Source organism: Pseudoalteromonas rhizosphaerae (assembly GCF_028885455.1).
Lineage (GTDB): Bacteria > Pseudomonadota > Gammaproteobacteria > Enterobacterales > Alteromonadaceae > Pseudoalteromonas > Pseudoalteromonas rhizosphaerae.
Genome location: NZ_CP118496.1, coordinates 2,879,798 through 2,894,017, shown reverse-complemented (window position 1 = coordinate 2,894,017; position 14,220 = coordinate 2,879,798). Strand labels below are relative to the sequence as shown.

Annotated in this window: 12 protein-coding genes and 1 rRNA gene; 6 read left to right on the top strand and 7 right to left on the bottom strand. The window is 39.2% G+C overall.

Annotation, left to right across the window (positions count from 1 at the left end):
* Positions 1-21 precede the first annotated feature (21 nt).
* A complete protein-coding gene (locus PVK79_RS12425) occupies positions 22-360 on the bottom strand; it encodes a Grx4 family monothiol glutaredoxin (protein ID WP_064665960.1) in 339 nt (112 codons plus the stop codon).
* A gap of 276 nt (positions 361-636) precedes the next feature.
* Here PVK79_RS12425 and PVK79_RS12420 point away from each other — a divergent pair, with 276 nt between their 5' ends.
* From PVK79_RS12420 to PVK79_RS12400, 5 genes are all read left to right on the top strand, one after another.
* Positions 637-1,218 (top strand): superoxide dismutase, encoded by a 582-nt coding sequence (locus PVK79_RS12420; RefSeq protein WP_145242146.1) that lies wholly within the window; start codon positions 637-639, stop codon positions 1,216-1,218.
* Between the two features lie 179 nt (positions 1,219-1,397).
* Positions 1,398-3,320 carry a PrkA family serine protein kinase gene (locus PVK79_RS12415; protein ID WP_149982777.1) on the top strand — a complete coding sequence of 641 codons (1,923 nt, stop codon included), beginning with the start codon at positions 1,398-1,400 and terminating at the stop codon, positions 3,318-3,320.
* A gap of 30 nt (positions 3,321-3,350) precedes the next feature.
* Positions 3,351-4,634, top strand: coding sequence for a YeaH/YhbH family protein (locus PVK79_RS12410; protein ID WP_257325715.1), 1,284 nt, complete (start codon positions 3,351-3,353; stop codon positions 4,632-4,634).
* A gap of 21 nt (positions 4,635-4,655) precedes the next feature.
* On the top strand, positions 4,656-6,170 hold the full coding sequence (locus PVK79_RS12405; protein WP_145242153.1) for a SpoVR family protein: 1,515 nt from the start codon (positions 4,656-4,658) through the stop codon (positions 6,168-6,170).
* Positions 6,171-6,175: 5 nt separating this feature from the next.
* A complete protein-coding gene (locus tag PVK79_RS12400; RefSeq protein WP_145242155.1) occupies positions 6,176-7,057 on the top strand; it encodes a universal stress protein in 882 nt (293 codons plus the stop codon).
* A 118-nt stretch (positions 7,058-7,175) separates the two neighbouring features.
* On the opposite strand, the gene PVK79_RS12395 is transcribed toward PVK79_RS12400, so the two are convergent.
* Positions 7,176-8,141: a sensor domain-containing diguanylate cyclase gene (locus tag PVK79_RS12395; RefSeq protein WP_182731944.1), complete on the bottom strand. Its 966-nt coding sequence runs from the start codon at positions 8,139-8,141 to the stop codon at positions 7,176-7,178.
* Between the two features lie 4 nt (positions 8,142-8,145).
* A complete protein-coding gene (locus tag PVK79_RS12390; protein WP_145242159.1) occupies positions 8,146-9,150 on the bottom strand; it encodes a response regulator in 1,005 nt (334 codons plus the stop codon).
* A gap of 173 nt (positions 9,151-9,323) precedes the next feature.
* On the opposite strand from PVK79_RS12390, the gene tpx reads away from it, so the two are divergent.
* Positions 9,324-9,905 (top strand): thiol peroxidase, encoded by a 582-nt coding sequence (tpx, locus tag PVK79_RS12385; protein WP_145242161.1) that lies wholly within the window; start codon positions 9,324-9,326, stop codon positions 9,903-9,905.
* A 69-nt stretch (positions 9,906-9,974) separates the two neighbouring features.
* Here the strand turns inward: tpx and adk are convergent, their stop codons facing one another.
* From adk to rrf, 4 genes are all read right to left on the bottom strand, one after another.
* A complete protein-coding gene (adk, locus tag PVK79_RS12380) occupies positions 9,975-10,619 on the bottom strand; it encodes an adenylate kinase (protein ID WP_064665952.1) in 645 nt (214 codons plus the stop codon).
* A gap of 184 nt (positions 10,620-10,803) precedes the next feature.
* Positions 10,804-12,717, bottom strand: coding sequence for a molecular chaperone HtpG (gene htpG / locus PVK79_RS12375; protein WP_182731943.1), 1,914 nt, complete (start codon positions 12,715-12,717; stop codon positions 10,804-10,806).
* Positions 12,718-12,852: 135 nt separating this feature from the next.
* Positions 12,853-13,566 (bottom strand): RluA family pseudouridine synthase, encoded by a 714-nt coding sequence (locus PVK79_RS12370; RefSeq protein ID WP_145242687.1) that lies wholly within the window; start codon positions 13,564-13,566, stop codon positions 12,853-12,855.
* 425 nt (positions 13,567-13,991) lie between these two features.
* A 5S ribosomal RNA gene (rrf, locus tag PVK79_RS12365) occupies positions 13,992-14,106 on the bottom strand.
* Between the last annotated feature and the right edge of the window lie 114 nt (positions 14,107-14,220).

Here is a 14,220-nt window from a genome sequence, read left to right as displayed (position 1 = left end):
TTGTTGATTTGCTGATAAACGTTACTCAGCGTCAGCTTCTTTATATTTAGCTGCTGTTTCGGTGATCAGTGGTTGTAATTCACCACGTTGAAACATTTCAATGATAATGTCACAACCACCAATTAATTCGCCATCAACCCACAGTTGTGGAAATGTTGGCCAATTGGCATATGCTGGTAATTCAGCTCGGATATCAGGATTTAGTAAAATATCAACATAGGCAAACGGTTCACCGCATGACATTAATGCTTGAGATGCTTGTGAAGAAAAACCACAATTTGGTAATTTAGGCGATCCTTTCATATAAAGGATAATTGGATTTTCAGAAATCTGCTGTTTAATTTTATCAATGGTTTCCATCTACAACCTCAAAAGTGACGATAGCTGAACATATTAAGGCTTGAAAAATTTTCATTAAGCCTCATATATGTATCTTAAAGTGGGCAAATAAAGCCGCAATCGAAATAGTCTTGCATTTGCACTGCTGTTTGGCATTGCTGTTTGCTAAAACTTGAGTAAAATACTCAACAATTATAGTAACACTATAATCTCATTTGGTATAGGTAACTACCCTGTTTGAACAGGCATTAACTATTACTATTTGAACTATCAACCAAAAGAAGATGGAGATAAAAAATGGCATTTGAACTACCGTCACTACCATATGCAATTAATGCACTTGAGCCACATATTTCACAAGAAACATTAGAGTTTCACCACGGCAAGCACCACAACACTTATGTGACTAAACTTAACGGTTTAATCCCAGGTACTGAATTTGAAGGTAAATCACTTGAAGAAATCGTATGTTCTTCTGAAGGTGGCGTATTTAACAATGCAGCACAGATCTGGAACCATACTTTTTACTGGAACAGCCTATCTCCAAATGGCGGTGGCGAAGCAACAGGCGCTGTTGCAGATGCTATCAATGCTAAATGGGGTTCTTTTGAAGCATTCCAAGCAGCTTTTGATGATAAAGCAGTGAACAACTTTGGTTCAAGCTGGACATGGTTAGTTAAATTAGCTGATGGTTCTTTAGACATCGTTAATACTTCTAACGCAGCAACGCCACTAACTCAAGACGGTGTAACACCGATCCTGACTGTGGACCTGTGGGAACATGCTTACTACATTGATTTCCGTAACGTTCGTCCAGACTACTTAAAAGCATTCTGGTCGCTTGTTAACTGGGAATTCGCGAACGCTAACTTCGCATAATTGATTGCTCGTTCTGAGCAAGCCCAATTTAAAAGACGCTACGGCGTCTTTTTTGTTTTCTAACATAAATTTTTAATTTTATTGCACAAAAAATCAAATTCGTGACTAAGCTTTAAATAACCTTTGCTTCTTTTTTAATTTGTAAGCACCTAGTTTAAGCAGGTTTTTCGGAGGTTTCCATGAGTATTTTTGAGCATTACCAAGCACGATACGAAGCGGCACAAGAAGAAGAGTATAGTATCGCTGAGTTCTTAGAGATTTGTAAAACTGATAAATCGGCTTATGCCAGCGCACCAGAGCGATTATTAGCGGCCATTGGTGAGCCAAAAATGATCGATACTTCAAAGGATGCACGGTTAAGTCGATTATTTTCAAACAGAGTAGTAGCACGTTACCCTGCCTTTAATGATTTTTACGGTATGGAGGATGCGATTGAACAAATCGTTTCTTACCTAAAACATGCCGCGCAAGGCCTTGAAGAATGTAAACAAGTGCTTTATCTACTTGGACCTGTTGGCGGTGGTAAATCATCGATTGCCGAAAAGCTAAAATATTTAATGCAACAAGTGCCTATTTACTCGATTAAAGGCTCACCGGTCAATGACCACCCGTTGGCGCTTTTTGATCCTAATGAAGATGCTGAGCTGATGGCAAAAGAATACGGGATTAAGCCCCGTTACTTAAAAACTATTATGTCACCATGGGCCACTAAGCGCTTATCTGAATTTAATGGTGATATTAGCCAGTTTAAAGTGGTAAAACGCTACCCCTCTATTTTAAATCAAATTGCTATTGCAAAAACTGAACCTGGGGATGAAAACAACCAAGATATTTCCGCTTTAGTCGGTAAAGTTGATATTCGCAAACTAGAACATTTTGCTCAAAACGATGCTGATGCTTATGCTTATTCCGGTTCATTATGTCTTGCAAATCAAGGTTTAATGGAATTTGTTGAGATGTTTAAAGCGCCAATCAAAGTATTGCATCCGCTTTTAACAGCCACGCAAGAGGGAAATTATAATGGCACCGAAGGTATTAGTGCACTGCCCTTTAATGGCATGATTTTGGCTCATTCAAACGAATCAGAATGGCAGACCTTTAAAAACAACAAGAACAATGAAGCCTTTTTAGACCGTGTTTACATCGTCAAAGTGCCGTATTGTTTACGTGCATCTGAAGAGGTAAAAATCTACGACAAGCTATTGGAACATAGTGAATTATATAATGCTCCTTGCGCGCCAGGCACACTGGAAACATTGGCAAAATTTACCACGCTATCACGGTTAAAAGATCCAGAAAACTCTAGTATCTACTCAAAAATGCGGGTATATGACGGCGAAAGCTTGAAAGACACCGATCCTAAAGCTAAATCGTATCAAGAGTATCGAGATTATGCCGGTGTAGATGAAGGCATGACCGGACTATCAACTCGGTTTGCATTTAAAATTTTATCGCGCGTGTTTAACTTTGACACACTTGAGGTAGCGGCAAACCCAGTGCATTTATTTTATGTATTAGAGCAACAAATTGAACGAGAGCAATTCTCTGCCGACGTTGAAGAACGCTACTTAAGCCACTTGAAAGGCTATTTAATCCCGCAGTATGTTGAGTTTATTGGTAAAGAACTGCAAACAGCTTATTTAGAGTCTTACTCTGAGTACGGGCAAAACATTTTTGACCGCTATGTCACTTATGCTGATTTTTGGATCCAAGACCAAGAGTATCGCGACCCTGATACCGGCCAGCTATTCAACCGCGAAGCATTAAATGCCGAACTTGAAAAAATTGAAAAACCAGCAGGCATTTCAAATCCAAAAGATTTCCGTAACGAAATCGTTAATTTTGTATTGCGTGCACGGGCGCACAACAATGGTAAAAATCCATTGTGGACCAGCTATGAAAAACTGCGCACTGTGATTGAGAAAAAAATGTTCTCCAATACTGAAGAACTATTACCCGTTATTTCCTTCAATGCGAAAACATCCGCAGAAGATCAGAAAAAACATGAAGATTTTGTCAATCGTATGGTGGAAAAAGGATATACCCAAAAGCAAGTTCGTTTGTTATCAGAGTGGTATTTACGCGTGCGTAAATCGCAATAACACGCAGCTGTGTATTTTTAGGGGGTCTTTATGGCGCGTTTTATAGACCGTCGCCTGAACGGTAAGAATAAGAGCACGTTAAATCGTCAACGCTTTATCAGGCGCTATAAAAAACAGATCAAAGAAGCGGTGTCAGATGCAATAAATAAACGCAGTGTCACTGACTCCAGTAGCGGTGAGAGTATTTCAATTCCGCAACGGGATATAAGTGAACCTACTTTCCATCAAGGTAAAGGGGGCGATAGAGAACAAATTCATCCTGGTAACGATCAGTTCTCAACCGGTGATAAGATTAAACGCCCGCAAGGTGGCCAAGGTGGTGGAGCCGGCGAAGGTGAAGCGAGTGACTCTGGTGAAGGAGAAGATGACTTTGTCTTCTCGATTTCTAAAGATGAGTATCTAGACTTACTTTTTGAAGACTTAGAACTGCCAAATTTACAGCAAAACCAGTTAGATAAACTCGTGCAAATGAAAACTCATCGTGCTGGTTTTTGTAGTGATGGTATGCCGAGTAATATTGATATTGTGCGTTCACTTCAGGGCTCACTTGCAAGGCGTGTTGCGATGAGCGCGGGTAAAAAGCGTCAATTAGCAGAGCTTGAAGCACAGCTTTGCCTATTAATGGCTGAGCCTGAACCTGATATAGCTGCTATTGCATTAATGGAGCAAGAAATCGCCGCATTACAAAAACGCATCAGTGCAGTGCCCTTTATTGATAATTACGATTTGCGCTTTCGTAACTATGAAAAACAGCCTCATCCAACTAGTAAAGCGGTGATGTTTTGTATTATGGATGTGTCGGGCTCGATGGATCAAGCAACCAAAGATATGGCAAAACGTTTTTATATTTTGCTTTATCAATTTTTGACCCGCAGTTATAAAGACATTGAAGTGGTGTATATTCGCCATCATACCCAAGCCAAAGAGGTCGACGAACAGGAGTTTTTCTATTCCCAAGAAACTGGCGGCACAATTGTCTCCAGCGCACTGAAGTTAATGAATGAGATAATTACCGAGCGTTATAACGCTGGCGAGTGGAATGTGTATGCAGCACAAGCCTCTGATGGCGACAATTGGGCAGATGACTCTCCCCAATGCTCAGAGATCTTACGCAACAAGTTGCTCAGTACCATTCGCTATTACGCTTATATTGAGATCACTACCCGCGCCCATCAGAGCCTATGGCGTGAGTATCAAAATATTTGTCAAACTCATAATAACTTTGCTATTCAACATATACGCAATGTTGAAGATATTTACCCTATTTTCCGTGAGTTATTCAAGAAGAGTCGTCAACACCAAGGGGCAGCCTAGGCTGTACAGCGAGGTATTTATATGACCAATAAACGAATGAGTGATGGGCCAGATTGGACATTTGAATTACTACAACAATACCAAGACGAAATTGCGCGGGTTGCTGAACATTATCGCCTCGATACTTATCCTAATCAGATTGAAGTGATCACCGCAGAACAAATGATGGATGCCTATTCCAGTGTTGGTATGCCTATTGGCTATAGTCACTGGTCTTATGGTAAAAAATTTATTCAAACTGAGCAAAACTACAAACGCGGACAAATGGGATTGGCTTATGAAATTGTCATAAACTCGAATCCTTGTATTGCTTATTTAATGGAAGAAAATACCCTTCCAATGCAGGCTTTAGTGATGGCGCACGCTTGCTACGGGCACAACTCGTTTTTTAAAGGTAATTATTTATTTAAAACATGGACTGATGCCAGCTCTATTATTGACTACCTATTATTTGCAAAAAATTATATTGCTCGTTGCGAAGAAAAACATGGCATTGATGAAGTCGAAAACCTAATCGATTCATGCCATGCACTTATGAATTACGGTGTTGATCGTTATAAACGCCCACAGCAAATATCTTTATTTGAAGAACAAAAACGCCAACAAGAGCGCGAAGATTACTTACAATCACAAGTGAACGAACTTTGGCGCACAATACCTTCACATCAACAGGAAACTAAAAAACACGAGCGTCATTTTCCTTCAGAGCCACAAGAAAATATTTTGTATTTTATAGAAAAAAATGCGCCATTACTGGAATCTTGGCAACGAGAAATAATTCGTATTGTGCGTAAAATCTCACAATATTTTTATCCTCAAAAGCAAACCCAAGTAATGAATGAAGGCTGGGCAACGTTTTGGCATTATACTATTTTGAATCACTTATATGATGAAGGGAAACTCACTGACTCATTCATGTTAGAGTTTTTACAAAGTCATACTAATGTTGTGTATCAGCCCCCTTACAATAGTAATTATTATTCGGGTATTAACCCTTATGCGCTGGGTTTTAATATGATGGTGGATATCCGCCGTATTTGTGAAAACCCTACCGAAGAAGATAAACAGTGGTTTCCAGAATATGCCGGGAGCAACTGGTTAGATACGCTGCACTTTGCAATGGAAAACTTTAAAGACGAAAGTTTTATTAGCCAATTTTTATCACCCAAACTTATTCGTGACTTTAAATTATTCACTATTATCGATCATGAAAAAGATCCGAATCTACAAGTTGGTGCGATCCACGATGAAAGCGGCTATCACGCGGTACGGACTGCGCTCTCAGCACAATATAACCTCAGTAATCACGAACCCAACATTCAGATCTATGATGTTGATATTAGAGGTGATCGCTCTTTAACCTTGCGCTACGTGCCACATCAGGATATTCCACTGGCAAAGTCTCACCATGAGGTATTAAAACACCTTTACAGACTATGGGGCTTTAAGGTAAAACTGGAACAAGAGTCAACCTCTGGCGAATTGAATATACTCGGGCAATGTCCATCAGATGATTCACGCCATACAACAGAGTGAATAGAATGGATAAAAAGCTTCTCGTACTAATTGATTCAGTAGAATTTGCACGTACTGCTATTTTGCACGCGAAACACAAAGCAATTGGTAAGCAAAAACATATTGATATTGTTGCCTTTGCCTATGAAAGTGCTGGTAATATTTTGTTCTCGCCGCCAGCTGAACAATTGCAAGTAATTCAAGAAACAAGGTTGGCTACTCTCAAAAAAGAATTAGTACCACTACTTGAAAGCGAATTGTCAGAATCAGATTATTCATTAAATATTATTTGGCATGAGGCACCTGAGCAATGGTTAGCCAATGAGAGTGACTTTGAAAATTATGAGATGGTGATAAAAACGCGCCATATTGACGAGCATTGTCAATTTAGTGAACTTGACTGGCAGTTGATCCGCTTTACCCCACTACCACTTTATTTAGCTGCGGATAATACCTGGCGCAATAACACCAATGTGTTAGCTGCGCTTGATTTAGGTAGCGAAAAAGCCACTAAATACAAACTAAACAAAGATATAATTGAAACTGGTTTAGCTTATTCTAAGCATTATGACTGTCAGTTTTATACTTGTTATACCGTTCATGTATCCCCAATTTTAAGAGACTTAGGCATTGTATTTTCAGACGAACAAGTACTGAATGCTTTTGACAAACTACCTGTCATTCAACGTAATTTAATTATTGAGCACGATATAAAAAATAACCTTCATATAAAAGCGGGCCTAGCCGAGCAAGTGATCCCAAGTATTGCAGCTAAGCTTAGTGCCGGTCTCGTGATCATGGGCTCAGTAGGCAACATAGGTATAAAAGGTAAGTTAATTGGCAATACCGCTGAAAAAGTTATGCGGTTACTAAAAACAGACTTGCTTATTTTGCCACCTGAATGCTAGATACCTGCTGGCGATAGCATAAAAAATGACGCATTTTGCGTCATTTTTTATGCCTATTCAAAGCAACTTAATTTAAACTTTTGCTATTGTGTCGCGAGGGTATTTATACTCATCAAGGTTAACTCAAATCTTTATATGCAGTAATACAATTTCTGCCATTTTCTTTTGAAAAGTAAAGTGCCTTATCAGCCGCTTCAATCCATTTTTCATAACGTTCGAATTCATCTTGAAAACAGGCAAAACCAACACTAACAGTCACTTTAATTTGCTGTTCGTCAAAGTAAATGGATGAGTTTTCAATTAAACTACGCAAACGCTCAGCAAATATCTCAGCACCTTTGTGATCCGTGTCTAATAACGTTACTGCAAATTCTTCGCCGCCATAACGACCTGCGATGTCTGTTTCACGTAATGTTTTACGCAGTAAATCAGCAATGTTACGCAGTGCTTCATCGCCACAACGGTGCCCATGTTCATCATTTACTTTTTTAAAGTGATCGATATCAAACATCAATAAAGTACTTGTGCCACCACTGCGTTTGATCCTAAGAAATTCTTTTCGTAGGGTATCTTCCCAATGACCTCGATTAGTCAATTTTGTTAGTGCGTCCGTTTGACTCACTTGTTCAAGTTTACGATTTACTTCTTCAAGTTCTTTTTTATTCACTGCCATATCAGTTACATCATAAAGAATGATACAAATATGGCCAACTTCTCCCATCGTATTTGATAGAGGAATAAACGTAGCGTTTTGAAACATATGGTCTGCTTTACCCGTGATTGGACGGTAATTTTTAAAGCGGAAAATATATGGCTGCTGTTCCCAAATAGTGAATGAACGGTTTTTCAAAATAAACACTGATTCTGACTTACTACGAAACCACTTTTCATCAATTGATGGAAATAAATCAAACAAGTCTTTATCTTTTACAGCGCTGGGTAACATACCTGAATGGTTTTCCATAAAACCATTCCAAATACACACTTTATAGTCCCTATCTAACACCACTAAACCAACATCTACGGTATTAAACATATCCATTAACCAATGGATTTCATTCATATTAAAATCAGCAGCAGGCATAATGTTAGTCTTCTAATAGGTAAGCAACTTTGTATTTCAAAGTTTTTAGTGAGTCTTCGGTAAATAATAGCATCAAGTCACAGTTAATATTGTGGTTCTCAATACCATAGCTAATTTCTATTGCCAGAGTACGTTGCCAGCGTGATTTGTTTGCTTTAACTAAATCAGATACATCACAATGTTGGCCTAACACCACCGGATGTCCTTGGCTAAAAGTCATATCTAATTGGCGAGATAATCCCGTTAAGATTGCACCAATCAGGATATTACTAATATCCATTAATAACTCCAGCTCAATTTTGTTAGTGAGCTCCCCTTCATAATTCATCAAGGACGCAATTTCTTTAAAGCTAGAATCATTTAGAAGTAACAATGCCTCACCGGATACACCACCACCGATAAAACCTTGGCACACGCCTGACGTTGTTGCATTGGCATCAATTGATCGCAGTGCCATATCAAGTTCATTAACTTCGAGAATATTGACATTAGGAATAGGCAATTCAACAAATACATTTAATAGCCGTGCTAATAAGTCTCCAGCCTGCCCCATTGCCACGTTAGTCAGCTCTTGGTATATGTCTCTGACATCTGGGTCAACTTGCTCACCTAAGCGGTGTGAGAGCCGCTCACGCATTGCTTTATCTTTAATTCCATGGTGTTCGATAATATCGGCAAGCTTTTGGGCATCACATGGTTTTTGGATAAAGTCTATCGCGCCAAGTTCGATTACCCGTTGATGCGCATTGGGCTGAATATCGCCAGAGACAACAACGGTTAATATATCCAAGTTTTGCTCTTGAATCGCTTGCAGTACTTCGTAGCCATCCATTTGCGGCATATTTAAATCGAGAAATAAGATTTCCGGGTTTAACGCTTTAATTTGCTTAATACAATGCACGCCATCTTCAGCAAACTCAACTTTAATATCCCAATCATCGGGCAACGAACGAGCTAACTGACGGCGCGCAAGCTTAGAATCATCACAAATTAGTACCGATGTTGACATAGTCTCTCTCTGATTGCTTTTATTTTTATTAGTAAAAATGTAAACATTTATTACTGCTTTATGTTAATCAATGTAACCATACATTACAATTTTAAATTGCATTAAACTCTTGGTGTCCATGGATGATTATAATACACTCAGCCTAATTGCGTTAACTCTAAAGGAAATACCTTATGCTCCGATCACTCACTTTTGCTTTAAGTGCCTTTTGTTCAATGGCTTTTGCCGCCGATATGACCGAAAACACGCTTGATGCGGGAAAAGTATCAGCACAATCTAAGCCAATCACTTTATTAGGACAAGGTGTAAAACTAGGCGATAAAGCACCAGACTTTAAAGTGGTTGATGGCTCATTCACGCCAATTACTTTAGCCGATTACCAAGGTAAAGCCGTTTTAATAAGCGTTGTTCCAAGTCTGGATACTGGTGTTTGTAGCATTCAAACCAAGCATTTTAACGAAAAGGTTGCATCGCAATTTCCAAATATAGCCATGCTCACCATTAGTGCTGATTTACCGTTTGCACAAAAACGTTTTTGCAAAGCCGAGAACATAGATAAAATTACTGCTTTATCTGATTCAGTATGGCGTGACTTTGGTCAAAACTATGGTCTGATCATTAAAGATATGGGTCTGCTTACACGAGCCGTATTTGTATTAGATGCAAGTCATAAAGTTGTTTACAAGCAGTTAGTAGCTGATTTATCAACAGAGCCAAAGTATGACCCAGTTATAAGTGCTTTAAACGCATTGTAATTTATTGCGCTCGAGTACATTACAATGATAAAAAAACCGCCAATCGGCGGTTTTTTATTGATTGAATTATCAACCCAATAATTCAGCAAGTTGCTGATTAACAGCTTCAACAGCTTGGGTACCATCTAGTTTATGATATTGCGTATTGCCCGCTTGCGCTTCCGCTTGGTAATAATCAACCAATGGCATTGTTTGCTCATGGTAAATACCTAAACGTTTACGTACTGTTTCTTCTGTGTCATCAGCACGGATGATCAGATCTTCACCTGTAACGTCGTCTTTACCTTCCACTTTTGGCGGATTGTAAACTACGTGATAAACACGGCCGGAACCTGGGTGAACGCGACGTCCTCCCATGCGGTCAACAATAATTTCATCAGCCACATCAAACTCAATAACGTGATCAACAACTACGCCATTTTCTTTCATTGCATCAGCTTGTGGGATGGTACGTGGGAAACCATCTAGTAAAAAACCTTTTTCACAATCAGCTTTAGTAATACGCTCTTTAACAAGGCCAATGATGATGTCATCAGAAATTAACTGACCTGCATCCATTACTTTTTTTGCTTCAAGACCCAGTGGAGTGCCTTCTTTAATTGCAGCACGTAACATATCACCAGTAGAGATCTGTGGAATACCGTACTTGTCCATCAAAAACTGAGCTTGAGTGCCTTTACCTGCACCCGGCGCGCCCAAAAGAATAATGCGCATATCATTGTCCTCGGTTGATACTAATCAAAAGAAAAATCCGCAGATCAGTATGATTTATTTTAAAGCCTGAATTCTTCCATAAGCGCCGCCGATACTCAAGCAACTTATACCAATTGACTACGTTGAGATCATAAAAAAAGGGAACCGAAGTTCCCTTTTTATTAAAATGTTAGTTTTTGAGCAATTACTTACTCAAATCTAACATTAATTTATTTAAGCGAGTCACAAAACCTGCTGGATCTTTTAATGTACCGCGCTCTGCAAGCAAGGCTTGATCAAGCAGTACATGTGACCACTGTGCAAATTTGTCTTCGTCTTGTTCAACATTTAAATGCTTAACAAGTTGATGCTCAGGGTTAAGCTCAAAAATTGGTTTTGCTTCTGGAGCAGCTTGACCTACTGATTCCATTAGCTTTTGCATTTGTGAGCTCATGTCGTTGTCATCAGCGACCACACAGGCTGGTGAGTCAGTTAAACGATGCGTAAAGCGTACATCTTTAACATTATCGCCAAGTGCTGTTTTGATGCGCTCAACTAAGCCTGCAACTTCTTTTTCAGACTCTTCTTGCGCTTTTTTGGTCTCTTCATCATCTAAGCTACCTAAGTCTAGGTCACCACGGGTAATTGACTTAAATGGTTTTTCAGCAAACTCGGTTAAGTGGCTCATCATCCACTCATCAACACGGTCACTCATCAACAGTACTTCGATACCTTTCTTACGGAAGATCTCTAGATGTGGAGAACTTTTCGCCGCAGTGAATGAATCCGCAACAACGTAGTAAATCGCGTCTTGGCCTTCATTCATACGCTCAACGTATTGCTCTAATGAAACGTTTTGTGCTTCTTCATCAGTATGTGTTGATGAGAAACGCAGTAACTTAGCAATCGCTTCTTTATTCGCTGCATCTTCTGCTGGACCTTCTTTGATCACTTGACCAAATTCATTCCAAAATACTTGGTAATCGTCGGCTTTATTTTTCGCCATACGCTCAAGCAGTTTTAAGGTACGTGACGTACAACCTTTGCGGATTGCTTGCGTTACTTTGTTATCTTGTAAAATTTCACGTGATACGTTTAACGGTAAATCGTTTGAATCAAGTAAACCTTTTACAAAGCGTAAGTAGCTAGGCATAAATTGCTCAGCATCATCCATTACAAATACACGTTGTACATATAGCTTTAAGCCACTTTGACGGTCACGATTCCATAAATCAAATGGTGCTTTTTTAGGAATATACAGTAAGCTTGTGTATTCAGTTTTACCTTCAACTTTGTTGTGAGCCCAGCTCAGTGGATCTTCCCAATCATGGCTTACATGCTTATAAAATTCTTTATATTCTTCATCAGATAGCTCTGATTTATCACGCGTCCACATTGCTGTGGCGCGGTTAATGCTTTCCCACTCACCAGGTACGGCTGGAATTTTCTCGCCATCTTCACCTTCTGACTCAGGCACTTCGGCTTTGTACATTTGTACTGGTGTTGAAATATGATCCGAGTACTTAGTTACAATACTACGTAGGCGCCATTCATCAGCAAACTCTTTTTCATCTTCACGAAGATGTAAAGTAATTTCAGTACCACGGCCTGCTTTTTCAATTTCTTCTAGCGTGTATTCGCCCTCACCTTGTGATTGCCATTCAACGCCTTTTTCTTCACCGGCTTTGCGAGTACGAACAGTCACTAAGTCTGCAACTATAAATGCAGAGTAAAAACCAACACCGAACTGACCAATTAGTTGCGAATCTTTGCTTTGGTCGCCAGTTAAGTTTTTGAAAAACTCAGCAGTGCCTGATTTAGCAATAGTCCCTAACGAGCTGATCACTTCATCACGGGTCATACCAATACCGTTATCTGAAATAGTGACAGTATTTTTTTCTTTATCAGCACTAATACGCACGCGTAAGTCTGCGTCACCTTGGTATAGTTCACCATTTGAAAGTGCTAAAAAGCGTAATTTATCAGCTGCGTCTGAGGCATTTGACACAAGCTCACGTAAGAAAATTTCTTTATTAGAATAAAGTGAGTGAATCATTAAGTTTAATAGTTGTTTAACTTCTGTTTGAAAGCCTAATGTTTCTTTTTGTGCTGCAGTCATTTATATATCTCCAATTTGCAAAGTGTCTGCGTTATGCACTTAATATGGGGCGCGGTTTGTTAACTTCAAGTCAAAAGAGCAAAAAAGTAAGCCATAGCAAGATAAACACGGAAGTTAAGTTGTTTTTTCTTACAATCAAAATGGCTGTGGGCAATGTAGGTGCGTTTGCTTGGAGCTTCGAGGGTGTACAAAAAACAGATCGCTGGCATGTAATTGTAAGCGCTCAGCCAGTTGTTGGCTATGTTGGTTTTTATACAGATCACAGCCAATAATTGGGTGCCCAATGCTGTGACTGTGTATACGTAATTGATGTGTACGCCCCGTCACAGGGGTAAATTGTACTAAAGTACGCGGCGGTGATGTTAAGCGCTGTAATACTAAATAGTCACTGACGGCAGACTTACCCGTCACATTACAAATTTTAACTAATGGAAAGAGTAACTTATCTTTGACTATTGCAGCGTTTATTTGACCTACGTCATTTAATAACCAGCCATCCAACATGGCTATATAGTGTTTTTTTATTGTCCCTGATTGAAACTGCTTATTAAGGAGCTTAGTTGATTCAGGGTTAAGGCCTACAATCATAATACCTGAAGTACCATAGTCTAATCGATGCGGCAATTTAGCTGTCGGAAATGCGGCAGTCAGACCTGGCTGCCCATTCACTAAACGATAATGCACAGAATCCCAATTGGCCGGATTTTTACCAGATAAACTCAGTAAGCCACTGGGTTTATTGATCAATAAAATATCATCGTCTTTATATAAAATTTCCACATGCTCATGACAAACCGATGCAATAAAGTCATCGACAATAGAATGCTGTGGCAAATTTATATTAGACATTATTTCTCTCATTATTGATTTTATAAAAACGTTGCGACATTAGTATCTTGAAACTAGTTAAATTTCTATCATACACAAAAAAGTCGGTATGCTGCGCTGTAGTTTGGCTTTTAACTATAAAGGGCACTAGTTTTCAAGATTAGAAAATGGCAGTGAACGCATGTCGAAGGTTAATACCAATCGTGTTAAGTTACTGACCATTTATAGCGACAGATAAATACAGTGATAACAAGGCGTAAATTTTGACATGTAGTTGTTCTACTTGAAAAAATTATAACGCAGTTAGCGCTTTATTTAGCTCGCTAGAATGGTTAAATATTTAAGTCGATTGGTATAACACTGCGCTGCTGACAGCTCAAAGCCATTAGCTTTCCTACAGACGTAAAAAAGCCGCTTCATTTCTGAAGCGGCTTTCTCAATTTGGAGCCTGGCAATGTCCTACTTTCACATAGCAAATGCTACACTATCATCGGCGCTGTTTCGTTTCACTACTGAGTTCGGCATGGGGTCAGGTGGGTCCAAAACGCTATTGTCACCAAGCAAATTTGGTGTCAGTCCGTATCGCTACGCACTAACTAAAATTTGGAATTCTGATAATAAAGTCTTCAAGTATCTACTTTAGTCTATTAACTTCTGCGCTATCAACTATCACAT

Coding starts and splice junctions, on each gene's coding strand:
- PVK79_RS12370 (WP_145242687.1), bottom strand. CDS start 13,566: ATGTCTAATATAAATTTGCCACAGCATTCTATTGTCGATGACTTTATT.
- tpx (WP_145242161.1), top strand. CDS start 9,324: ATGCTCCGATCACTCACTTTTGCTTTAAGTGCCTTTTGTTCAATGGCT.
- PVK79_RS12415 (WP_149982777.1), top strand. CDS start 1,398: ATGAGTATTTTTGAGCATTACCAAGCACGATACGAAGCGGCACAAGAA.
- PVK79_RS12410 (WP_257325715.1), top strand. CDS start 3,351: ATGGCGCGTTTTATAGACCGTCGCCTGAACGGTAAGAATAAGAGCACG.
- PVK79_RS12395 (WP_182731944.1), bottom strand. CDS start 8,141: ATGCCTGCTGCTGATTTTAATATGAATGAAATCCATTGGTTAATGGAT.
- PVK79_RS12400 (WP_145242155.1), top strand. CDS start 6,176: ATGGATAAAAAGCTTCTCGTACTAATTGATTCAGTAGAATTTGCACGT.
- PVK79_RS12420 (WP_145242146.1), top strand. CDS start 637: ATGGCATTTGAACTACCGTCACTACCATATGCAATTAATGCACTTGAG.
- adk (WP_064665952.1), bottom strand. CDS start 10,619: ATGCGCATTATTCTTTTGGGCGCGCCGGGTGCAGGTAAAGGCACTCAA.
- htpG (WP_182731943.1), bottom strand. CDS start 12,717: ATGACTGCAGCACAAAAAGAAACATTAGGCTTTCAAACAGAAGTTAAA.
- PVK79_RS12390 (WP_145242159.1), bottom strand. CDS start 9,150: ATGTCAACATCGGTACTAATTTGTGATGATTCTAAGCTTGCGCGCCGT.
- PVK79_RS12425 (WP_064665960.1), bottom strand. CDS start 360: ATGGAAACCATTGATAAAATTAAACAGCAGATTTCTGAAAATCCAATT.
- PVK79_RS12405 (WP_145242153.1), top strand. CDS start 4,656: ATGACCAATAAACGAATGAGTGATGGGCCAGATTGGACATTTGAATTA.